Source organism: Photorhabdus australis DSM 17609 (assembly GCF_000711895.1).
GTDB classification, from domain to species: domain Bacteria; phylum Pseudomonadota; class Gammaproteobacteria; order Enterobacterales; family Enterobacteriaceae; genus Photorhabdus; species Photorhabdus australis.
In genome coordinates this window covers 1-23627 of sequence record NZ_JONO01000008.1, presented here as the reverse complement: position 1 = coordinate 23627, position 23627 = coordinate 1, and the positions used below count along the sequence as shown (strand labels likewise).

At 42.4% G+C, this 23627-nt stretch carries 22 protein-coding genes; 15 read left to right on the top strand and 7 right to left on the bottom strand.

Features of this window, described 5'->3' with window-relative positions:
• Nucleotides 1–3 precede the first annotated feature (3 nt).
• The 12 genes from cdsA to tilS all read left to right on the top strand — a co-directional run bounded on the left by cdsA (nt 4) and on the right by tilS (nt 15523).
• On the top strand, nt 4–852 hold the full coding sequence (gene cdsA, locus BO26_RS03825) for a phosphatidate cytidylyltransferase (protein ID WP_036768954.1): 849 nt from the start codon (nt 4–6) through the stop codon (nt 850–852).
• 30 nt (nt 853–882) lie between these two features.
• Nucleotides 883–2238, top strand: a complete 1356-nt coding sequence (rseP, locus tag BO26_RS03820; protein WP_081861837.1) for a sigma E protease regulator RseP — start codon at nt 883–885, stop codon at nt 2236–2238.
• Nucleotides 2239–2272: 34 nt separating this feature from the next.
• Nucleotides 2273–4666, top strand: coding sequence for an outer membrane protein assembly factor BamA (bamA, locus tag BO26_RS03815; protein ID WP_036768950.1), 2394 nt, complete (start codon nt 2273–2275; stop codon nt 4664–4666).
• Nucleotides 4667–4775: 109 nt separating this feature from the next.
• On the top strand, nt 4776–5273 hold the full coding sequence (skp, locus tag BO26_RS03810) for a molecular chaperone Skp (RefSeq protein ID WP_036768946.1): 498 nt from the start codon (nt 4776–4778) through the stop codon (nt 5271–5273).
• Between the two features lie 3 nt (nt 5274–5276).
• Complete coding sequence (lpxD, locus tag BO26_RS03805) at nt 5277–6305, top strand: UDP-3-O-(3-hydroxymyristoyl)glucosamine N-acyltransferase (RefSeq protein WP_036768943.1); 1029 nt, start codon at nt 5277–5279, stop codon at nt 6303–6305.
• A 120-nt stretch (nt 6306–6425) separates the two neighbouring features.
• Nucleotides 6426–6878, top strand: coding sequence for a 3-hydroxyacyl-ACP dehydratase FabZ (gene fabZ, locus BO26_RS03800; protein WP_036768941.1), 453 nt, complete (start codon nt 6426–6428; stop codon nt 6876–6878).
• A 3-nt stretch (nt 6879–6881) separates the two neighbouring features.
• Nucleotides 6882–7670 (top strand): acyl-ACP--UDP-N-acetylglucosamine O-acyltransferase, encoded by a 789-nt coding sequence (gene lpxA, locus BO26_RS03795; RefSeq protein ID WP_036768939.1) that lies wholly within the window; start codon nt 6882–6884, stop codon nt 7668–7670.
• 4 nt (nt 7671–7674) lie between these two features.
• On the top strand, nt 7675–8859 hold the full coding sequence (gene lpxB / locus BO26_RS03790; protein ID WP_036768937.1) for a lipid-A-disaccharide synthase: 1185 nt from the start codon (nt 7675–7677) through the stop codon (nt 8857–8859).
• On the top strand, nt 8859–9446 hold the full coding sequence (gene rnhB / locus BO26_RS03785; protein ID WP_036768934.1) for a ribonuclease HII: 588 nt from the start codon (nt 8859–8861) through the stop codon (nt 9444–9446). The genes lpxB and rnhB overlap by 1 nt, the downstream gene beginning before the upstream one ends.
• Before the next feature lie 84 nt (nt 9447–9530).
• A complete protein-coding gene (gene dnaE, locus BO26_RS03780; protein ID WP_036768932.1) occupies nt 9531–13013 on the top strand; it encodes a DNA polymerase III subunit alpha in 3483 nt (1160 codons plus the stop codon).
• Between the two features lie 12 nt (nt 13014–13025).
• A complete protein-coding gene (gene accA, locus BO26_RS03775; protein ID WP_036768930.1) occupies nt 13026–13985 on the top strand; it encodes an acetyl-CoA carboxylase carboxyl transferase subunit alpha in 960 nt (319 codons plus the stop codon).
• Between the two features lie 209 nt (nt 13986–14194).
• Nucleotides 14195–15523 (top strand): tRNA lysidine(34) synthetase TilS, encoded by a 1329-nt coding sequence (gene tilS, locus BO26_RS03770; protein ID WP_036768928.1) that lies wholly within the window; start codon nt 14195–14197, stop codon nt 15521–15523.
• A 33-nt stretch (nt 15524–15556) separates the two neighbouring features.
• Here the strand turns inward: tilS and rof are convergent, their stop codons facing one another.
• On the bottom strand, nt 15557–15823 hold the full coding sequence (rof, locus tag BO26_RS03765; RefSeq protein WP_036768925.1) for a Rho-binding antiterminator: 267 nt from the start codon (nt 15821–15823) through the stop codon (nt 15557–15559).
• A gap of 268 nt (nt 15824–16091) precedes the next feature.
• Here rof and nlpE point away from each other — a divergent pair, with 268 nt between their 5' ends.
• A complete protein-coding gene (nlpE, locus tag BO26_RS03760; RefSeq protein WP_072023207.1) occupies nt 16092–16757 on the top strand; it encodes an envelope stress response activation lipoprotein NlpE in 666 nt (221 codons plus the stop codon).
• Between the two features lie 93 nt (nt 16758–16850).
• Here the strand turns inward: nlpE and proS are convergent, their stop codons facing one another.
• The 6 genes from proS to metN all read right to left on the bottom strand — a co-directional run bounded on the left by proS (nt 16851) and on the right by metN (nt 22510).
• Nucleotides 16851–18575 (bottom strand): proline--tRNA ligase, encoded by a 1725-nt coding sequence (gene proS, locus BO26_RS03755; RefSeq protein WP_036768922.1) that lies wholly within the window; start codon nt 18573–18575, stop codon nt 16851–16853.
• A gap of 126 nt (nt 18576–18701) precedes the next feature.
• Nucleotides 18702–19409: a tRNA (N6-threonylcarbamoyladenosine(37)-N6)-methyltransferase TrmO gene (tsaA, locus tag BO26_RS03750; protein ID WP_036768919.1), complete on the bottom strand. Its 708-nt coding sequence runs from the start codon at nt 19407–19409 to the stop codon at nt 18702–18704.
• Entirely contained in the window at nt 19409–19807 is a 399-nt protein-coding gene (gene rcsF, locus BO26_RS03745) for an Rcs stress response system protein RcsF (protein ID WP_036768917.1), read from the bottom strand. Before rcsF ends, tsaA begins: the two co-directional genes overlap by 1 nt.
• 144 nt (nt 19808–19951) lie before the next feature.
• Nucleotides 19952–20767, bottom strand: a complete 816-nt coding sequence (locus BO26_RS03740) for a MetQ/NlpA family lipoprotein (RefSeq protein WP_036768916.1) — start codon at nt 20765–20767, stop codon at nt 19952–19954.
• A 65-nt stretch (nt 20768–20832) separates the two neighbouring features.
• Nucleotides 20833–21486, bottom strand: a complete 654-nt coding sequence (locus BO26_RS03735; RefSeq protein WP_036768914.1) for a methionine ABC transporter permease MetI — start codon at nt 21484–21486, stop codon at nt 20833–20835.
• Nucleotides 21479–22510, bottom strand: coding sequence for a methionine ABC transporter ATP-binding protein MetN (metN, locus tag BO26_RS03730; protein ID WP_036768911.1), 1032 nt, complete (start codon nt 22508–22510; stop codon nt 21479–21481). The genes BO26_RS03735 and metN overlap by 8 nt, the downstream gene beginning before the upstream one ends.
• A gap of 192 nt (nt 22511–22702) precedes the next feature.
• Between metN and gmhB the strand changes: the two genes are divergently transcribed.
• Nucleotides 22703–23269 (top strand): D-glycero-beta-D-manno-heptose 1,7-bisphosphate 7-phosphatase, encoded by a 567-nt coding sequence (gene gmhB / locus BO26_RS03725; RefSeq protein WP_036768909.1) that lies wholly within the window; start codon nt 22703–22705, stop codon nt 23267–23269.
• A gap of 120 nt (nt 23270–23389) precedes the next feature.
• On the top strand, nt 23390–23521 hold the full coding sequence (locus BO26_RS24785) for a hypothetical protein (protein ID WP_477707004.1): 132 nt from the start codon (nt 23390–23392) through the stop codon (nt 23519–23521).
• Nucleotides 23522–23627 lie beyond the last annotated feature (106 nt).

Here is a 23627-nt window from a genome sequence, read left to right as displayed (position 1 = left end):
CTCTTGCTAAAGTACCGTCTTATAACGGCTGTGATATTAATCCCTCTTGTAATTGCAGCTTTGTTTTTGTTGCCGCCAACAGAGTTTGGATTGGTCATTATTGCTGTGTCAGTCCTTGCTGCATGGGAATGGGGGCAGTTTGTTGGCTTATTTAGCCAAAAGAAACGGGTTATTTTGGCTGCTTTGTTTGCGATAAGTTTACTGGCCTTACAATATACTTTGCCAAGTTTCACTGATCTGATTAAACAACAGCAAATCATTTTTATCTTATGGGCGGGGATGATCTGGTGGATTATTGCCACCCTTCTGGTCGTTACCTATCCTTCTTCCGCTGCAATCTGGAAAAGATCCTTTTTATTGCGCCTTTTGTTTGGTGTCCTGACATTAGTGCCGTTTTACTGTGGAATGATCGCCTTACGGGTTCAGGGATATGATGATAATTCATATCACGGTGCATGGTGGCTATTGTATGTCATGTTGCTGGTGTGGGGAGCCGACTCTGGTGCTTATCTATTTGGACGTACTTTAGGCAAACATAAAATGGCACCAAAAGTTTCTCCGGGAAAAACGCTGGAAGGATTAATTGGTGGTTTAATTACTGCGGCTATTATTTCATGGTTGTTCGGAAAATATGCTCCAGTGCCTGCAATGCCTGAAAAACTCATGTTGTGTTCTGCAATTGTTGTTATCGCTTCAGTATTTGGTGATTTGACAGAAAGTATGTTCAAACGTGAATCTGGTATTAAAGACAGCAGTCAGTTAATTCCTGGACATGGTGGTATTATGGATCGTATTGACAGCTTGACTGCGGCGATCCCTGTCTTTGCCGGCCTGATGTTGCTGGTATCTTGATCTCTCTGTTTTGACGGCATTTAAAGGAATATGATGGGAATTCTCTGGAATCTGGCGGCTTTTATTATTGCGTTAGGTATATTGATCACTGTGCATGAGTTCGGTCATTTCTGGGTCGCTAGAAAGTGTGGTATTCATGTTGAACGTTTTTCCATTGGTTTTGGTAAAGCGTTGTGGCGGCGTACGGATCGTCAGGGAACTGAATATGTCATAGCTCTTATTCCCTTGGGGGGATATGTGAAAATGCTTGATGAGCGTGTTTCACCTGTTTCTCCTGAACGTCGGCATATGGCATTTAATAATAAAACTATTGGTCAGCGTGCTGCGGTTGTTAGTGCAGGGCCAATCGCTAACTTTTTACTGGCGATTGTGGCTTATTGGTTGGTGTTTATTATTGGTGTGCCTGCAATACGTCCAATCATTGCAGATATCAAACCTGATTCTATTGCTGCTCAGGCAAATATTTCGTCAGGAATGGAATTAAAAGCTATCGATGGTATCGAAACGCCTGATTGGAATGCGGCTCGTTTTGCTTTGGTTGGTAAGATAGGTGATGACAACATTACTGTTCAGGTCATCCCTCCTGGTTCATCCCATCCGATAGAGAAAATTTTGGATTTGCGGCAATGGAGCTTTAATCCTGATAAGCAAGATCCAGTAGTGTCATTAGGGATTATGCCTGTTAGCCCCCGATTGGATTCTTTGGTGGACAAGGTTACTCCTGATACTGCGGCAGAAAAAGCCGGTTTACAAAAGGGGGACCGGATAGTTAAAGTCAACGGCCAGGAAATAGATGTTTGGCATACTTTTACATCTTCTGTCAGTAATAATCCTAATGTTCCGCTGGAACTTTCAGTAGAGCGAGCTGGTCATATTATTTCTCTCTCAATGACACCGGAAGCACGACGGCAGTCCGGTGGTAAAGAGGTGGGTTTTGCAGGCGTAGAACTGCGAATTATACCGTTGGCAGATGAATATAAGATAGTTCAGCAATATGGGCCTTTCTCTGCCATTTATCAGGCAGGAGATAAGACCTGGCAACTGATGCGGTTAACTGTCAGTATGATTGGCAAGCTGATCGTTGGTGATGTGAAAATTAACAACCTGAGTGGGCCTATCTCTATTGCCAAAGGGGCGGGGGTGTCGGCTGATTCTGGCTTGGTGTATTATCTGATGTTTTTGGCGCTAATAAGTGTCAATCTTGGGATCATTAATTTGCTCCCATTCCCTGTGTTAGATGGTGGACACTTGCTTTTTCTGATTATCGAAAAGATAAAAGGTGGGCCAGTTTCCGAGCGCGTACAAGACTTCAGCTATCGCATTGGTACCATGTTACTGGTGTTATTGATGGGGCTTGCACTTTTCAATGATTTCTCCCGCTTCTAGAGCGGAAGACTGGTTAGGAAGACGCATTACAACGATGGCGATGAAAAAGTTACTCATAGCGTCGCTGCTGTTCGGCAGCGCCACTGCATACGGTGCAAACGGATTCGTGGTTCAAGATATTCACTTTGAAGGTCTTCAGCGCGTCGCCGTAGGTGCAGCATTATTGAATATGCCAGTTCGCGTAGGTGATACGGTCAGCGATGAAGATATCGGTCGTACCATTCATGCACTATTTGCTACTGGTAACTTTGAAGACGTTCGTGTCCTGCGTGATGGCAATACACTTATTGTTCAGGTAAAAGAGCGGCCGACTATTGCTAGCATTACTTTCTCCGGAAATAAATCGGTGAAAGATGACATGCTGAAACAGAACCTTGAAGTATCTCGTGTTCGGGTCGGTGAAGCTCTTGATCGCACGATGCTGTCCAATATCGAAAAAGGGCTGGAAGATTTCTATTACAGCGTGGGGAAATATAATGCCAATGTGAAAGCTGTTGTTACACCGTTGCCACGTAACCGCGTCGATTTAAAATTGGTTTTCGCTGAAGGTGTGTCTGCAAAAATTCAGCAGATTAATATCGTTGGTAATAAATCATTTCCTTCTGATGAGTTATTGAATCGTTTCCAACTGAGAGATGATGTGCCGTGGTGGAACTTGACGGCTGATCAGAAATATCAGAAGCAGAAGCTGGCCGGTGACCTTGAAGCCCTACGCAGTTTTTACCTTGATCGCGGTTATGCCCGTTTCAACATTGATTCGACTCAGGTCAGTTTGACACCAGATAAAAAAAGTATTTATGTCACGTTGAATATTACTGAAGGTGATCAGTACAAAATATCTGGTATTGATCTGAATGGTAACATGGCGGGTTATCAATCAGAAATCACTAAATTGGCTACCATTGAGCCTGGTTCCTTATATAACGGGACTCAGGTGACTAAAATGGAAAGTGAAATCAAAAACCTGCTTGGCCGTTATGGTTATGCTTACCCACGGGTGATGACTCAACCTGAAATCAATGATCAGGACAAAACTGTAAAACTGCATGTCAACATTGATGCAGGTAACCGTTTCTATGTTCGTAAAATTCGTTTCTCTGGTAATGACACCAGTAAAGACTCCGTTTTGCGCCGTGAAATGCGCCAGATGGAAGGGGCATGGTTGGGGAGTGATCTGGTTGAACTGGGCAAAGAGCGGCTTAATCGCTTGGGTTATTTCGAAACTGTTGATGTTGAAACTCAGCGTATACCAGGCAGCCCTGATCAGGTAGATATCGTTTATAAAGTTAAAGAGCGCAATACCGGTTCTATGAACTTTGGTATTGGCTTCGGTACAGAAAGCGGTGTCAGTTTCCAGATTGGCGCTCAGCAGGATAACTGGTTGGGTACGGGTAACTCTGTTGGGATTAATGCCAGTAAGAATGATTACTCAACTTATGCGGAACTCTCTTTAACTGATCCTTATTTCACTGTTAATGGTGTGAGTCTTGGTGGTCGGGTGTTCTACAATGATTTTAGAGCTGATGATGCTGACCTGTCTGGTTATACCAATAAAACCTATGGATTAGATGGTTTCCTCGGTTTCCCGGTTAATGAAAATAACTCTCTGAATCTTAGATTGGGTTATGTTCATAACTCCTTGTCTGATATGCTCCCGCAGGCAGCGATGTGGCGTTATTTGAAGTCTATGGGTGAGAAACCTGATTATGAAAAGAAAGCCGAGTTCAAAGCGGATGACTTTGCTTTAACTATGGGCTGGACATACAACAATCTTGACCGTGGTTTCTTCCCGACATCAGGTGTGAAATCGACTTTGAATGGTAAAGTGACGATCCCTGGTTCGGATAACAAATTTTATAAGATTACCCTTGATACCTTTGCATACTATCCAATTAATGATGCTCGTACCTGGGTGCTCCTGGGGCGTGGTCGTTTAGGCTATGGTGATGGATTAGGTGGTAAAGAATTGCCATTCTATGAGAACTTCTATGCCGGTGGTTCCAGTACTGTTCGTGGTTTCCGTTCTAACAATATCGGTCCTAAGGCTATTTACCTGGATAAAAATGGTGATCCTGAGAAAGATAGCCCATCCCGTGATGCTATCGGGGGTAACGCAATGGCAGTGGCTAGCCTTGAGTTGATCACACCAACGCCATTCCTTGATGGTAAATATTCGAACTCTGTTCGGACTTCATTCTTTATTGATTCAGGTACGGTTTGGGATACTAATTGGAGTGATTCTGCGACGATGAGAGACAGAGGAATACCTGATTATAGCAAACCAGGTAATATCCGTGTTTCGACAGGTATTGCATTGCAATGGTTGTCTCCTTTGGGGCCATTGGTATTCTCGTATGCTAAGCCGATCAAAGACTACGAAGGCGATAGAGCAGAGCAATTCCAATTTAATATTGGCAAAACCTGGTGATAATGCGTTTTTATCTTATTATTGATAAGGCAAGTCTTGAAATTTTCGGTTTCAGGACATCGATAAATCTTCCAAGATGTTACAGATAGCGTGGTTTAAGGAGTTTATAGTGAAGAAATTGTTGTGTGCAGCAAGCCTTGGTATTGCATTAGCTTTCTCTGCTGGTGCTCAGGCAGCAGACAAAATTGCCGTTGTAAATGTCGGTGAGATTTTTCAGCGGTTGCCTGCCCGTGAAGCTGTTGAAAAGCAGTTGGAAAATGAGTTCAAAGGCCGCGCATCTGAACTGCAACGTATGGAAAGTGATTTGCAGACTAAAATCCAGAAGTTACAACGCGATGGTTCTACCATGAAATCCAGCGAGCGAACTAATCTGGAAAAAGACGTTATGGCTAAGCGTGAAGAATTTGGAAAGAAAGCTCAGGCTTTTGAACAAGATAACCGCCGTCGCCATATGGAAGAGAGTAATAAAATTCTGGGTCGTATTCAGGATGCAATCAAAGTGGTTGCAGCTAAAGAAGGTTATGACGTCGTAATTAATGCGAATGTTGTTGCTTATTCAGTATCCGGTAAAGACATTACCGCAGATGTATTGAAACAGGTTAAATAATAGATGTCTTCAATTCGATTAGCTGATTTAGCTCAGCAGTTGAATGCGCAATTACATGGTGATGGCGATGTTGTCATCACTGGTATTGCACCAATGCATTCGGCTAATAACGAGCAAATCACTTTTTTGTCTGATAGTCGTTACCGCGAGCGCTTAGGTGAATGTCAGGCTGCTGCTGTGGTTCTTAGCGAACCCGATCTCCCTTATTGTAATATTCCGGCTTTGGTTGTTTCTAATCCTTATCTGGCATATGCCTATATGGCTCAGATTATGGATACAACACCGGCTCCTGCGCAAGATATTCATCCTTCGGCAGTGATTTCGCCTCAGGCAACGTTAGGTAAAAATGTCTCTGTTGGAGCTAATGCTGTTATAGAATCTGGCGTTGTTCTTGGTGACAGTGTTGTGATTGGTGCGGGTTGTTTTATTGGTAAAAATACTCATATTGGCGCAGGTAGCCGTCTTTGGGCGAATGTCTCTGTTTATCACGAGATTGAAATTGGTGAACAGTGTTTGGTTCAGTCAGGGACAGTTATCGGGGCTGATGGCTTTGGTTATGCAAATGATCGTGGTAATTGGGTTAAGATTCCTCAATTAGGTTCAGTTATAATTGGCAACCGGGTTGAGATTGGCGCCTGTACGACTATAGACCGGGGCGCTTTGGATAACACCATTATTGGCCATGGCGTCATTATCGATAACCAATGCCAAATTGCTCATAATGTTATTATTGGAGATAACACAGCAGTTGCTGGCGGTGTGATCATGGCGGGTAGCCTGAAAATTGGTCGTTATTGTATGATTGGTGGTGCTAGTGTAATTAACGGGCATATGGAAATCTGCGATAAGGTGACAATTACGGGCATGAGTATGGTTATGCGTCCAATCACTGAACCTGGTGTATACTCTTCTGGCATTCCGGCACAACCAAATAAAGTTTGGCGTAAGACGGCAGCCTTAGTCATGAATATTAATGAAATGAATAAGAGTCTTAAGTCAGTGGAGCGTAAGCTGGAAGACAAAAACGAGTAATTACACCGTATTTTTGGTTGTGTTTTATTTTTGCGGCCTGCCTGGGAACTCTGGATTTGGGGTTTAAGCGGGCCGTGTCGTTGATATCATTAGTCCTTTTTAGACAGGAAGAGTATTTAGATGAGTGAAAATCATACTCTGCACATTGAAGAAATTTTGGATTTGCTTCCGCATCGTTATCCGTTTTTATTGGTGGATCGCGTTCTTGATTTTGAGGAAGGTAAATTCCTACGTGCAGTCAAAAACGTATCTTTTAATGAACCCTTCTTTCAGGGACATTTCCCGGGCAAACCTATTTTCCCGGGTGTTTTGATCCTTGAAGCTATGGCGCAGGCTACTGGAATTCTGGCATTTAAGAGTGTAGGCAAACTAAAGTCAGATGAACTTTATTACTTTGCTGCTATTGATGGTGCTCGCTTTAAACGCCCGGTAGTACCAGGGGATCAGATGGTGTTAGAAGTGGAGTTTCTTAAAGAACGTCGCGGGGTTGCTCGCTGTAGAGGCGTAGCAAAAGTCGATGGAGAAGTGGTGTGCGAAGCAGAAATGATGTGTGCTCGCCGTCGTGAGGTTTAGTCTATGATTGATGAAACCGCTTATATACATCCCAGCGCTATTGTGGAAGATGGCGCAATTATTGGTGCCAATGTTCGTATTGGCCCATTTTGTTGCATTGGTTCTCAGGTTGAGATTGGCGAAGGTACAGAGCTGAAATCTCATGTTGTTGTCAATGGAATAACTAAAATTGGCCGTGATAACCAGATCTTTCAGTTTGCCTCTATTGGGGAAATGAATCAGGACCTGAAATATCGCGGTGAGCCAACCAGGGTTGAAATTGGTGATCGTAATCGTATCCGTGAAAATGTAACCGTTCATCGTGGAACAGTTCAGGGAGGCGGGATAACGAAAATCGGCAATGATAATTTGCTGATGATTAATGCCCATATTGCTCATGACTGTATTGTTGGTGACCGCTGTGTCATTGCTAACAATGGTACTTTGGGTGGACATGTTATTCTGGGAGATTATGTCATCATCGGTGGTATGAGTGCGATTCATCAATTTTGTCAGATTGGTTCTCATTCCATGGTGGGTGGCTGCTCTGGTGTGGTGCAGGATGTTCCACCATATGTTATCGCTCAGGGTAACCATGCAACACCTTTTGGCATTAATGTCGAAGGTCTGAAACGTCGTGGTTTTGATAAAGAATCACTACATGCAATCAGAAATGCATATAAGTTGTTGTATCGTAGTGGAAAAACTTTAGAAGAAGCACAACAAGAAATTGCTGGGCTGGCTGAAGATAATCAGTATGTAAAAATCTTCAGCGATTTTCTGGCAAGTTCTACCCGTGGCATTATCCGTTAAGTAGATGAAGGATACTCCTTTGGCTACCATTTCTTCTATTGATAGTCTACGCCCGCTGACTATTGGATTAATCGCCGGAGAGACCTCCGGTGATATCCTTGGAGCAGGTTTAATCCGTGCATTAAAAGCCAAAGTACCCAATGCGCGTTTTGTTGGTGTTGCTGGTCCCCTTATGCAAGCTGAAGGTTGTGAAGCTTGGTATGAGATGGAAGAACTAGCTGTAATGGGGATTGTCGAAGTTCTTGAACGTTTGCCTCGTTTGCTGAAGATACGCAAGGACCTGACAGCCCGTTTCACGGAGCTAAAACCTGATGTGTTTGTCGGTATTGATGCGCCAGATTTTAACATCACTTTGGAAGGCCGGTTAAAACGGCAAGGCATCAGTACCATTCATTATGTCAGCCCATCGGTATGGGCTTGGCGTCAGAAACGTGTTTTCAAAATTGGTAAAGCCACAGATATGGTTTTGGCCTTCTTGCCTTTTGAAAAAGCGTTTTACGATAAGTTTAATGTTCCTTGCCGATTTATTGGACATACAATGGCAGATACTATGCCATTAAAACCAGATAGAGCGGCAGCGCGTGAGCGATTAGGAATCCCACAAAAATCTATTTGTCTGGCTTTGTTGCCGGGGAGCCGCCATTCCGAAGTTGAGATGCTGAGTGCTGATTTTCTTAAAACTGCTCAGTTATTACGGCAAAAAATTCCAAGTTTGTATGTGCTTGTGCCACTGGTAAATGCTAAACGACGTGAACAATTTGAGAGAATTAAACAGGAAATTGCGCCGGCTCTCGATGTTCATCTTGTGGATGGCAAAGCGCGGGAAATCATGATTGCAAGTGATGCTGCACTTTTGGCATCTGGAACTGCTGCTCTGGAATGTATGTTGGCAAAATGTCCAATGGTAGTGGGTTACCGAATGAAGCCGTTTACTTTCTGGCTGGCAAAACGCCTTGTAAAAACACCTTATGTTTCATTACCTAACTTGTTATCTGGTAAAGAGCTGGTTAAAGAATTATTGCAGGAAAAATGTCAGCCACAGAAACTTGCAGATGAATTGCTGCCGTTACTACAAGGCAGTGAAAAAGTTGAAGTGCTGAAACAGACATTTTTACATCTGCATGAAAATATTCGTTGTAATGCTGATGAACAAGCTGCACAGGCTATACTAGAACTAGCAGGAAAATGATGGAATTTATATACCCTCCGGTGAATCTGATTGCTGGAGTTGATGAAGTTGGCCGAGGCCCATTAGTCGGTGCGGTTGTGACTGCGGCGGTTATTTTGGATCCATCTTGCCCGATTGCCGGGTTAGCCGATTCTAAAAAACTTAGTGAAAAGCGCCGTGAAGAGTTGTATCTGGAAATCACAGAAAAGGCGTTATGCTGGAGCCTGGGTCGTGCAGAGCCGGAAGAAATTGATCAACTGAATATCTTGCATGCAACCATGCTTGCGATGCAAAGAGCTGTGGCTGGTTTATCTATTTCTCCTGAATATGTGCTGATTGATGGTAATCGTTGCCCTAGATTGCCAATGCCTGCACAGGCGGTTATAAAAGGCGATGGATTGGTTGCTGAGATTAGTGCTGCTTCTATTGTGGCGAAAGTTACCCGAGATCGGGAAATGGTTGAACTTGATCAACTGTTTCCTGAATATGGGTTTGCTAAGCATAAAGGCTATCCAACGGCACTTCATTTAGAAAAGTTGGCTCTGCTGGGAGCGACAAAACATCACCGTAAAAGTTTTGCGCCGGTTAAAAGAGCAATTGGTCTTTAAGTGAGTTTGTTGATTGAGTACAGTTATTCTTCAAACTGATATTAAAGATATAAAGCACAATCAATTAATCATCTGGACAAACATATGGCTGATCCCCGTTTTGTACACTTACGTGTTCATAGCGACTATTCAATGATTGATGGCTTAGCCAAAACTAGCCCTTTAGTTAAAAAAGTAGCTCAGCTAGGCATGCCAGCTTTTGCGATCACTGATTTTACTAACTTATGTGGGTTGGTGAGATTTTATGGTAGTGCTCATGGGGCTGGGATAAAACCGATTATTGGTGCTGATTTTTATATGGAAAGTGAGCTGCTCGGGGATGAGTATGCTAACTTGACCATTCTTGCCCGTAATAATACGGGTTATCATAATTTGACTTTACTGATATCAGAGGCTTATCAGCAGGGGTATGGTGCTGTCGGCCCAACAATTAAACAGGAATGGTTGATAAACCGCAAAGAAGGGCTGATTCTGCTCTCTGGCGGTCGTATGGGGGATGTGGGCAAATTCCTGTTACGCGGTAATCAGGCCATGGTAGAGCAATGTCTTGAGTTTTATCAGGAACATTTCCCTGGCTACTATTATCTGGAACTGATTCGTACAGGCCGTGCTGATGAAGAAAATTATCTTCATGCAGTGGTTGCATTGGCAACAGAAAAGAATCTGCCTGTTGTTGCGACTAATGATGTTTGCTTCATCGATGAAGAAGATTTCGATGCTCATGAAATTCGTGTAGCGATTCATGATGGCTATACATTGGCTGATCCCAAACGTCCAAAGAATTACAGTCCTCAGCAATACTTGCGTAGTGAACAGGAAATGTGTGAGTTATTCTCTGATATTCCTGAGGCACTAGAAAACAGTGTAGAAATTGCTAAGCGCTGTAATGTCACTATCCGTCTTGGTGAATATTTCCTGCCACAATTCCCGACAGGAGAAATGAGTACTGAAGATTATCTGATTGAGAAATCTAAACAAGGATTGGAAGAGCGCTTGGTATTTCTCTACCCTGATCCTGAAGTACGAGCAAAAAAACGCCCTGAATATGATGAGCGACTTGATGTTGAGCTTCGGGTTATCAACCAGATGGGATTTCCAGGTTACTTCTTGATCGTGATGGAATTTATCCAGTGGTCGAAAGACAACGGTGTTCCTGTTGGTCCGGGGCGTGGTTCCGGTGCTGGCTCTTTAGTGGCTTATGCCTTGAAAATAACCGATCTCGATCCTTTGGCGTTTGACCTGCTGTTTGAACGGTTCCTTAACCCCGAACGTGTTTCCATGCCTGATTTTGACGTCGATTTCTGTATGGAAAAGCGCGATCTGGTGATTGATCATGTGGCTGATATATACGGCCGTGATGCCGTATCCCAGATTATCACTTTCGGTACGATGGCCGCGAAAGCCGTAATCCGGGATGTTGGTCGTGTGCTGGGGCATCCATACGGATTTGTTGACAGAATTTCTAAATTAATACCGCTTGATCCGGGAATGACCCTGGAAAAAGCATTTATTGCAGAGCCACAACTTCCTGAAATCTATGAATCGGATGAAGAAGTTAAGGCTCTGATAGATATGGCGCGCAAATTGGAGGGTGTCACCCGTAACGCAGGGAAACACGCGGGTGGAGTTGTTATCGCCCCAACTAAGATTACCGATTTCGCGCCTCTCTACTGTGATCCGGAAGGTTTGAATCCGGTGACTCAGTTTGATAAAAATGATGTGGAATATGCTGGGTTAGTGAAATTCGACTTCCTCGGACTAAGAACTTTGACCATCATCAACTGGGCGTTAGAGATGATCAACGCACGCAGAGCGAAGAAAGGTCTGGAGCCGATTGATATCGCAGCGATTCCACTCAATGACGCCAAAAGTTTCGATATGCTGCAACGGGCTGAAACAACAGCGGTATTCCAGCTTGAATCTCGTGGTATGAAGGATCTTATCAAACGGCTTAGGCCCGACTGCTTCGAAGATATGATTGCGCTTGTGGCATTGTTTCGTCCAGGCCCTTTGCAATCAGGCATGGTTGATAACTTCATTGATCGTAAACATGGTCGGGAAGAGATTTCATACCCAGATATACAGTGGCAGCACGAATCTTTACAGCCTGTGTTGGAGCCAACTTACGGCATAATCCTTTATCAGGAACAAGTGATGCAGATTGCTCAGGTGCTGGCGGGATATACTCTCGGTGGTGCAGATATGCTCCGTCGGGCAATGGGCAAGAAAAAGCCGGAGGAAATGGCTAAGCAGCGTTCTGTATTTGAAGAAGGTGCCAAAAAACTCGGTATTGATGGCGAATTGGCGATGAAAATCTTTGACTTGGTAGAGAAGTTTGCCGGTTATGGATTTAATAAATCTCACTCTGCTGCGTATGCGCTGGTTTCTTATCAAACTTTATGGCTGAAAGTACATTATCCGGCTGAATTCATGGCTGCGGTAATGACTGCTGATATGGATAATACAGAAAAAGTCGTTGGATTGATTGATGAATGCTGGCGCATGGGGCTGAAAATCTTACCACCTGATATTAACAGCGGCCTGTATCATTTCCACGTTAATGATGATGGAGAGATAGTATATGGTATTGGTGCGATTAAAGGGGTAGGTGAAGGCCCGATTGAAGCGATCATCGAAGCTAGAAAGAAAGACGGTTATTTTAGAGAATTGTTTGATTTATGTGCTCGTGCTGATACTAAGAAATTAAATCGCCGGGTGATGGAAAAACTGATCATGTCAGGGGCATTTGACCGTCTGGGGCCGCACCGCGCGGCTTTGATGTCTTCTTTGGAAGATGCCCTGAAGGCAGCGGATCAACATGCCAAGGCAGAGGCCATTGGTCAGACGGATATGTTTGGTGTGTTGGCAGAAGCACCGGAAGAAATTGAGCGCTCTTATGCCAATGTTCCCCAATGGCCAGAGCAGGTAGTTCTTGATGGTGAACGAGAGACACTGGGACTCTATTTAACTGGGCATCCAATCACCCGTTATTTAAAAGAAGTTGAGCGCTATACTAATGGGCTGCGATTAAAGGATGTGAATCCGACATCGCGTGGTCAGGTAACAACTGTGGTAGGTTTGGTGCTGGCATCCAAAGTGATTATGACCAAACGAGGTAACCGGATTGGTATTTGTACACTTGATGACCGCTCAGGTCGTCTGGAAGTCATGTTATTTTCCGATGCCTTGGAAAAATACCGGCATTTGCTGGAACAAGATCGAATATTGATAGCTACGGGGCAGGTCAGCTTTGATGACTTTAACGGTGGTCTTAAAATGACAGCTCGTGAATTAATGGATATTAGCGAAGCGCGTGAAAAATATGCGCGTGGTCTTGCTATCTCGCTGTTGGACAGGCAAATTGATGATCAATTGTTGAACCGTCTTCGTGGCACATTGGAACCATATCGTTCAGGTACGATACCGGTTCATCTTTATTACCAACGGGAAGACGCCCGCGCCCGTTTAAGATTTGGCGCGATGTGGAGGGTAACGCCAACGGATAACCTTCTGACAGATTTGCGAACTCTGCTGGGTAATGAGCAGGTAGAATTAGAATTTGACTAAAATAGGAATGTTATGAGTCTGAATTTTCTTGAATTTGAACAGCCGATTGCCGAGCTGGAAGCGAAAATTGATTCGCTAACCGCAGTTAGCCGTCAAGATGAAAAATTAGATATAAATTTGGATGAAGAAGTACAACGTTTGCGGGAAAAGAGTCTGGAATTGACTCGCAAAATCTTTTCAGATTTAGGGGCCTGGCAGATTGCTCAGCTTGCTCGTCATCCACGTCGGCCTTATACGTTGGACTATATTCAACATATTTTTACTGATTTTGAAGAGTTGGCGGGTGATCGCGCTTATGCTGATGACAAGGCGATTGTAGGTGGCTTGGCTCGTATTGATGGGCGTCCGGTGATGATTATTGGCCATCAAAAAGGCCGTGAAACTAAAGAAAAAATTCGCCGTAATTTCGGTATGCCAGCACCGGAAGGCTATCGCAAGGCTTTACGTCTGATGGAGATGGCAGAACGTTTTAAACTGCCAATTATCACTTTTATTGATACTCCTGGCGCATACCCGGGTGTTGGTGCAGAAGAACGAGGTCAGTCTGAGGCTATTGCCCGCAACTTGCGTGAAATGTCCCGTCTGTCTGTACCTGTTATTTGTACTGTAATTGGTGAAGGCGGTTCCGGTGGTGCGTTGGCGATTGGCGTTGGCGATAAAGTGAATATGCTGCAATACAGCACTTATTCTGTTATCTCTCCGGAAGGCTGTGCCTCAATTTTATGGAAAAGTGCGGAGAAAGCACCTCTAGCTGCGGAAGCGATGGGGATCACCGCACCTCGTTTGAAAGAGCTGGAATTGATCGATACCGTGATCCCAGAACCATTAGGTGGTGCACATCGTGATTACGAAGCAATATCAGCATCATTGAAGGCTCAGTTGTTGATTGATCTGGCTGATCTTGATCATTTGGCATCAGAAGAATTGATTAACCGCCGATATCAGCGCCTGATGCAATATGGTTATTGCTGATATCTGAATTAACCATTTGAATAGGGGATGGGGGTGGCTGGAATTGATTAATTTCAATTACCTTCATCTCTTATTGTATTTTTTTGCCATTTTATATTCTTAATGAAAATAGCGAGAAATGTTATCTGACTAGTAGTGGTTTTAAACTTAATAAAGTTGATAATAATCAATTCATATTGTTGCCAAGTTAAGGAACTCTTGAATCTGTAATGACAAATATTGATGAGCGACTATTTGTAACTTTGGCTAAACAGCTTGGTGAACATAAGAAAATCTTGGTTGGGTTTAGTGGTGGGTTAGACTCCTCAGTTTTGCTTCACTTACTGGTTAATTGGCGTAATCGGTATAATCAGGACATACAATTAAGAGCAATTCATATTCACCACGGTTTAAACATAAAAGCAGATCAGTGGGTTAAACATTGCCAACAGATTTGTGATGATTGGCAAGTTGAATTCTTTTTTGAAAAAGTAACGATAGATGCGCGCCAAAAAGGTATTGAAGCTGCTGCCCGTGATGCCCGATATCAGGTATTTAAGCGTGAATTACAAAAAGATGAAATTCTAGTAACAGCTCAGCATCTTGATGACCAGGCAGAAACTTTTTTATTGGCATTAAAGCGTGGTAGTGGACCGGCTGGTCTTGCTTCTATGCCTCCAATCGCCGGATTTGCAGAGACATTATTGTTACGACCGTTACTTGGTTATAGTCGAAATGAACTAGAAATATATGCCAGTGAACACGGTCTAAATTGGATTGAAGACGACAGTAATCAAAATGATCGCTATGATCGAAATTTTCTGCGTTTACATATTATGCCGTTACTGAATCAACGCTGGCCGCATTTTCCACAGTCTGTCGCACGTAGTGCAAACTTATGTGGTGAGCAAGAACAACTTCTTGATGAGTTATTGAATGAATCGCTGAAAAAATTGATAGCTGAGGATGGTGCTCTGGCTATTTCGCCTTTGGATGGGTATTCAGAAGCTAAACGAAATGCTTTGCTGCGTCGCTGGCTTGGTTATCATGGTATGAAAATGCCTTCGCGAGAGCAGCTTCATAGGCTTTGGTATGAGGTGGCTCTTGCCCGCACTGATGCTGAGCCTCGGCTACAATTTGGTCAGCATGATGTACGTCGTTATAAGCAAAAACTTTGGCTGGTTCCTCAATTGCAACCTTTGAGAGACATTGTTCTTGAATGGGATATTTGCAACACTTTGATATTACCGGATAGCTTAGGAAAACTAAATATTTCTGATTGTGGTATTAAAGTTAGAGCTCCAATTGATAATGAGCGGGTGACTATCCGTTTTGGCGTTCAAGGAATGATGAGTATTGTGGGCCGCCAACACTCTCGGCACAGTAAAAAATTGTGGCAGGAGTTTGGGGTTGCTCCGTGGCTTAGAGAGAGAATTCCATTGCTTTATTACAATGAACAATTGATGTCTGCATTGGGTATTTTTGTCACTAAAGAAGGCGAAGTGGCAGAAGGGCAGGCAATATTGACAATTCATTGGAATAAAACATTGTTAGAATAATAAGTTAAGCCGCCTTTGGCGGCTATTTTGTATTCAGGATTCGGAGTGTTCGATAATAACAGTACCAATTTTAGGATTACTGAAACTGGCAATATAATCCAACCGTAATTCTCGGGGATTGTCTTCTGTTTCGATTATCAGGTATTCAACTTTTTTCCTTAAAACCAAATCACAGGCTTTTCCTTCAATAAGTTCACCCCCCCGCAACTTTATGTGTAGGTGGAGTTGATGTTGGCAAGCCAACTCAAGGTTATCATAGTCGTCACAGTTAATTGGTTGATATTCAGTATTTATAGACATATTTGCTCACCACTATGGTTAGTGGCGGTTATTGCCGCCTGTGGTTGTTAAAATTGTAACTCAAAAGCACTATTAATGACTATAGCACAGGAAATCAGTCGTGATTAATGAATAACTCTGGTTGTTTCCTTTGAACAGTAAATAAATAAAAGTTTGATTTCACAGTAAGTTCCTGACAAAAGTATTAAAATCAGATCACTTCGCTATCATTGGGCAACGCCCCTAAAAGGACGAGTCACAAAGCCCATTATACTGTTTGGAGATAAATGTGAATAAAAAACTTTTGGCAACGTTAGCTGTTGTGAGCGTATGTACTTTGATGGGATGTAAAGGTAATTTGCCACAACAAACACGTTCACAGCCGGTAGATCAGACTTTTAAGGGAATTCTTCCTTGTGCTGATTGTTCTGGTATTGATACCACTCTGTTATTGGATGGTGATGGTGGTTATATTCTGGAACAAACTTACCTTGGTACCCGTGATGGTGAGCAGTCGTTCTTTGAATCCGGTCAATGGGTGAAAGAGGGAGAAAAAATACGTCTGACAAAATCAGATGATCAGAAATATTACTATTTACCGAAGGGTGGAAACTTGGTGATGTTGGATATTGAAGGTAATCCAATTGAATCACAATTCAACTATGAGCTGAAACGGGTAAAACCGGAGAAACTGATTGGCGAATACAGTTACATGGCTGATGCAGCTTCATTTACTGATTGTAATACAGGTAAACAGTATGCTGTAACGGAAAGTTTAGATTTGGAGCGGGGCTATCATCAAGTTGGCGTAGAAGGTGGAACACCTGTTTATGTTGAAGTTGAAGGCTATTATAGCGTTCGACCGTCGATGGAAGATGGACAATTTGATCCTGCCTTAATTCAGACGGGTAAAATCCATTTCGATAAATCAAAATCTTGTAATACGAAGAAATAATTCTGGTTTCAGTATTTGATGGTGATAATGGTTACGCTATCCTAGCGATCTGAACATTATCACCATATTTCTCAATGAGTTGTTGTAATAACTCTAATTAATAAAACCGAGTTTTTGCTTCAGATGGTCAACAACGCAGTCTAGTTTTAGCATCTGTTTGTCATCACAGCGACGATATTTATATTCTACTTCGCCGTTATCCAGATTACGGTCACCAATAACTATAGTGTGTGGTACGCCAATAAGTTCCATATCGGCGAACATCACGCCAGGGCGTTCTTTACGATCGTCAAAAATAACATCAATACCGCTGGCGCGCAGATCAGCATACAGTTTCTCTGCAATTTCTTTCACACGATATGATTTGTGCATATTCATTGGCAAAATAGCAACCTGGAATGGCGCAATAGCATCAGGCCAAATAATACCGCGATTATCATGATTCTGTTCAATCGCTGCGGCAACAATACGGGTAACACCAATACCATAACAACCCATAGTAACGATCTGGTTGTGGCCGTCTTCGCCTTGAACGGTTGCTTTCATTGCATCAGAATATTTTGTACCGAGTTGAAATATATGGCCAACTTCAATACCACGTTTGATGAGCAATGTACCTTTACCATCCGGGCTGGCATCACCTTCAACAACATTACGGATATCAGCAACTTCTGGTATTGATAGATCACGTTCCCAGTTGATACCGAAATAGTGCTTATCATCAATGTTGGCACCGGCGCCAAAGTCACTCATCACTGCCACACTGCGGTCAATGATAATTGGCATTGGCAGATTGACGGGGCCTAATGAGCCTGGACCTGCCCCAACAATTGCGCGAATCTCTTCTTCTGTGGCAAAAGTTAGCGGGCTGGCAACTAAAGGTAATTTCTCTGCTTTGATTTCATTAAGTTCATGGTCTCCACGAACCAATAAGGCAATTAATTTATGGCCTGTATCTTTTGCCGCGTGAACTATCAGAGTCTTAACGGTTTTCTCAATTGGTAGATTGAATTGTTCAATTAGTTCAGCAATTGTTTTTGCATTGGGGGTATCAACCAAATGCATAGCTTCTGCGGGTGCGGCGCGATCATAAGCAGGAGCAACAGCTTCGGCTAATTCAATATTAGCTGCATAATTGGATTCAGTTGAGAAAACGATGTCATCTTCCCCACTGGCAGCCAGAACCTGAAATTCATGGGAAGCACTACCGCCAATAGAACCGGTATCCGCCAGGACAGCACGGAAATTCAAACCGATACGGGTAAAGATTTTGCTGTAGGCTTCATACATGTTGTCGTAGGTTTCTTGTAACGATGCTTGGGTAGCATGGAAAGAGTAAGCATCTTTCATCAGGAATTCACGGGAGCGCATTACGCCAAAGCGGGGTCGAACTTCGTCGCGGAATTTGGTTTGGATCTGGAACAAAGTCAGTGGTAATTGTCTATATGAGCTGACTTCATTGCGGATTAAATCAGTGACAACTTCTTCGTGGGTTGGACCCAGTACAAAAGGACGATCCCCTCGATCAACAAAACGCAGTAACTCTGGGCCGTATTGTTCCCAGCGACCACTTTCCTGCCATAAATCTGCCGGCTGTACTACGGGCATAGATATCTCAATCGCTCCAGCATTGTTCATTTCTTCACGAACAATTTTTTCGACTTTCTTTAGTACACGGATACCTGTAGGCATCCAATTATATAGGCCAGAAGCGAGCTTACGGATCATACCTGCACGAAGCATCAGTTTATGGCTGACAACTTCTGCATCGGCGGGAGTCTCTTTTAATGTAGAGAGCAGATATTGGCTAGTGCGCATTATTAGGGTTCCATTAGAGCAGCAAATTGCTTCTGACTGGCAAAAATTTGCCAGTCAATAAAATAGTGAAAATAAACCTTTAGTCTACCAGTGAGTTTAAGATGTCAAAAGGGTATATGCTGATTTTTAGCGGGATTCTATAGAAACCACTTCGGTAAGTGTGCCACAAACTTTCCAACGCACATTAAAATTCAGTAAATGAACCGCATATTCCCGATTTTTCGATTCTTCTCTACGGTAAGCTGGGCGGGGGTCTTGAGCTAGAACCTGACTGATAAATCGCCGTAAATTCGGGTAAGTGTTTTCAATTAAGATGAGTTGCTGTTCGGCGGCTGGTGAAAATATCACGTTCATACTGGCTGAAGGCGCTTCCTGAGCAAAACCGGCTATTGCATGTGGCTGACATTCAGCGAAAGGCAGATAAGGCTTGATATCAATAACAGGAGTACCATCAACTAAGTCCATACTACCCAGTTCTAGAGTAACACTACCTTTTCTACATTTAATTCTTTTAAGCTCAATTAGAGACATACCAATTGGATTTGGCCGGAAAGTTGAACGGGTTGCGAATACACCCATTTTTGCATTACCACCTAAACGGGGTGGTCGCACCATTGGTTTCCATCCACCTTCCATTGTTTGGTGGAAAATAAAGATAACCCATAGATGACTGAATTGTTCTAACCCGCGGATTGCGTCTGGTTGATTATAAGGTGGAAGAAGCACTAATTTCCCGCCACCATCTTTAATAAGACCTGGTTGACGGGGAACAGCAAATTTCTCTTTATAAGGGGAGTGAATAACCCCTATTTGTGTGAAATGAAAGTCGGTCATTATTGAGTAATAAGCAGAGCTGAACCTTCACATATTGCTATCTGGTAGCATCCTTGTCCTGATAACATTTCGCATTGATGTAATAAAACCGCGTTAGCATTCAAATAAGTGGCTTTCGTTATCATTTGGTTACGCGCTATGGTGATATTAGCTGGTGGGTCTTGTAACGAATTGCGGCATGATTGACCAGAGACAATCCCTAACTCTTTAAATGAGGTACCTAATAATTCTTCACTCTTGGTATATAATTTTACGGATGAGGAGAGGCGCTTTTTTTCTCCGGTTGATAGTTTTTTGAGCCTCATATCCGATAATTGGGAAGAATCAGTAAAGGTTGCCTGTTGCATTGAGCATCCTGCTATGAACAGTGCTAATAAAGGGGCAAGTAGCTGACGCATTAATAATTCCTTGAATTATGACAATTAGAGTTAAGTTAATCGATCAGGTTAGTGAAAATGTATCGAAAACATGATGTCATAACATATCAGGCGGACAAACTGTCCGCCTGATTATTCTAATATTGATGAGCGTAATATGAAAGATTACCAACCTTTCACTGCACCACCATTAAAGATCTTATTAGCAGCTTCGTCAACTTCATCAGATTGATAGGCTTTAACGAATTTTTTAACATTTTCAGCATCTTTATTATCTTCACGGCTAACAAGTAGATTTACATATGGAGAGTCTTTATCTTCAACAAATAAACCATCTTTTGCTGGAGTCAGGCCAATTTGGCTTGCATATGTCGTATTAATAATTGCCAGAGCAATTTTTTGATCGTCCAGTGAACGTGGTAATTGGGGGGCTTCCAGTTCAACTAATTTTAGATTTTTAGGATTTTCAACAATGTCTAAAACTGTTGGCAATAAACCTATGCCACCTTTCAGTTTGATTAAATTTTGCTTCTGTAACAACAATAAAGAACGGCCTAAGTTCGTTGGATCATTTGGTAGTGCAATTTGAGAACCATCCTGCAATTCATCCAGAGATTTGATTTTTTTGGAATAACCAGCAATTGGATAAACAAAAGAGTTACCAACAGTGACTAGTTTATAACTACGATCTTTGATTTGTTGATCTAAATACGGTTTGTGTTGGTATGCATTTAGGTCAATATCACCTTTGCTCAGTGCTTCGTTTGGTAGTACAAAATCATTAAAAGTTACCAGCTCTACATCAAGACCATATTTATCTTTAGCTACTTTTTTTGCAATCTCAGCAACTTCCTGTTCTGCACCAACGATAACGCCTACTTTAATATGATTTGGATCTCGTTGTTCCTGACCACAACCAACCAGAATTAATGAACCTAGAAGGGCGCTGATAGTTGCGATAGTTTTTAATTTAACAGACATATTTTACCCCTATTGAATACTGATTTATTAGCACTGATACCTGTGCTGTTATTAAAATAATTTTATTATTTACGTGTTGTGGCTTTAACTAAACGATCACCACTTAGTTGAATTAAGTAAACTAAAATAACCAGCAACACTAATACGGTATTCATAACTGTTGCATTATAGCCGATATAACCATATTGGTAGCCAATTTGACCTAACCCGCCTGCACCTACAGCACCTCCCATTGCGGAGTAACCTACTAAAGTTATCAGAGTAATTGTGGCTGCGTTGAGTAAACCTGGTAATGCTTCAGGTAATAGAATTTTCTTCACAATCTGGAACGGAGTTGCTCCCATTGCGCGAGCTGCTTCAATTAATCCTGATGGAATTTCTAATAAAGCATTTTCAACCATACGAGCAATAAATGGTGCTGCACCTATAGTTAATGGAACAATGGCCGCTTGTAAGCCGATAGATGTTCCTACAATTAATCTAGTAAAGGGAATCATCCAAACCAGTAAAATAATAAACGGGATGGAACGGAAAATATTAACTATCGCGGAAAGAAAACGATAGAGTTTATTGCTTTCCATAATCTGATCAGGACGGGTGACATATAATAATACACCTATTGGCAGCCCGATAATAAAGCCAAAAAAACCAGAAACAAAAGTCATTACCAGAGTTTCCCAGACGCCTTTAACTAGCAATAAAATCATTCCTTCAGACATAACCGAGAACCTCCACTTTCACATGATGATCTTGTAAAAACTTAATTGTTGATTCGACACTACTATTTTCACCGTGCAATTCAGCTAACATCACACCAAATTTAACTCCCCCAGCATAGTCGATTTGAGAGCTTAATATGTTCATATCGATATTAAAACGACGTACCGACATTGAAATCAGTGGTGCGTCTACAGATTGACCTGTGAATTCTAATTTCAGTAGCGGACTAAGATCTGGTGCTGGGTTACTTTGCATTTTTTGTACATAGTCTTCAGGGATATCCAGATGCAAAGTTGATTGAATAAATGCTTGAGCGATAGGTGTTTTGGGATGAGAGAACACTTCGCTGACTATGTCCTGTTCAATCAACTGTCCACCGCTGATAACCGCTACTTGGTCACAAATCCGTTTGACGACATCCATTTCGTGTGTGATCAATAGAATAGTTAGACCCAGACGACGATTAATGTCCTTCAATAATTCCAGAATAGAGCGCGTTGTTGCTGGATCTAGGGCGCTAGTTGCTTCATCACATAAAAGTACTTTAGGTGAATTAGCTAAAGCCCGGGCAATAGCAACACGTTGTTTCTGTCCGCCAGATAAATTTGCAGGATAAGCATCATGTTTATCTGCAAGCCCAACAAGTTCTAATAACTCGTCTACTCGCTTTTTGATCTCAGTCTTTGGAACATTATCTAGTTCTAACGGTAAGGCTATGTTGCCAAAAACTGTTCTCGAAGACAGCAAATTGAAGTGTTGGAAAATCATGCCGATCCGACGGCGTGCATGGGTCAAATCACTATCAGATAGGATAGTAAGATCTTGACCATCAACCAGTACTTGCCCGGAAGTTGGGCGCTCAAGCATATTCACACAGCGAATCAGTGTACTTTTACCCGCCCCTGATGAGCCAATGACACCATAAATTTGCCCTTGTGGGACATGTAAGCTGATATCTGAAAGTGCTTTGATAGAACGGGCACCTTGCTGGAATATTTTGTTGATATGAGACAGTTTTATCATTTTTATTCTTATTTATTCTTATAAAATTCGAAATTGATAGCTTGAACATTTTTGAAAAAACAAACCACCCGTTGAATCGGATGTTAAGGTGTCTAGACGGCTAAGTCAACCGGGAATAAATTAATTGCTGCATTCTCATTCGTGGCTAAATCATGCGATACTGAAGCCTTCTTACATTCTTGGAGCAATCGGGTGACACAAAGTATTCCTGCTGTATTTTTAGATCGTGACGGAACAATAAATATCGATCATGGTTATGTACATGAAATAGATGGTTTTCAGTTTATTGATGGTGTAATTGAAGCCATGATTGAATTGAAAAGAATGGGATATGCACTGGTATTAGTGACAAACCAGTCGGGTATTGCTCGGGGTTTTTTTAATGAAGAGCAATTTTTACAACTGATAGAATGGATGGATTGGTCATTGGCAGACCGTGGGGTGGATTTGGACGGCATCTATTATTGTCCTCATCATCCAGATGCGACTGAAGAACAATATAAGAAGCGCTGTGATTGCCGTAAACCACAACCAGGTATGCTTCTGGAAGCACAGAAAGAGCTTAGTATTGATATGAGTGCTTCTTATATGGTTGGTGACAAACTGGAAGATATGCAAGCAGCGACGGCAGCAAAAGTTGGTACCAAAGTATTAGTTCGTACAGGTAAACCAGTTACTCATGAAGCTGAACAAGCAGCTGATTTGATAATAAATAGCTTAGTAGACTTGCCTAAAGTGATTAAAGACATCAAAAAATAGGCTTTTTGTTCTTTATGTCATCGGTTTGTTGAAAAAATCCGCGAACGAAAGTTTTTTTCAAATAAACGCTTGCCAGCGCCGAAGAAGGCCCTATAATGCGCCACCACTGACCGACACAACGTGGATAAACCGGGTGAGGTCAGGCAGGGAAAAGGCAATAAGCGCTTGACTCTGCGGGCGAAAAGCGTAGTATACGCAGCCCGGCTGACGGAGAATGATAATTTTTATGTTGGCCCGCTCTTTAACAATTAATCAGACAATCTGTGTGGGCACTCACAAGACCGTATCACAAAAAAATACGTTTTAAAGTCTTGAAGAGTGAAGCGCAGTTAATTCATAACGAACTAACGGTGAGATT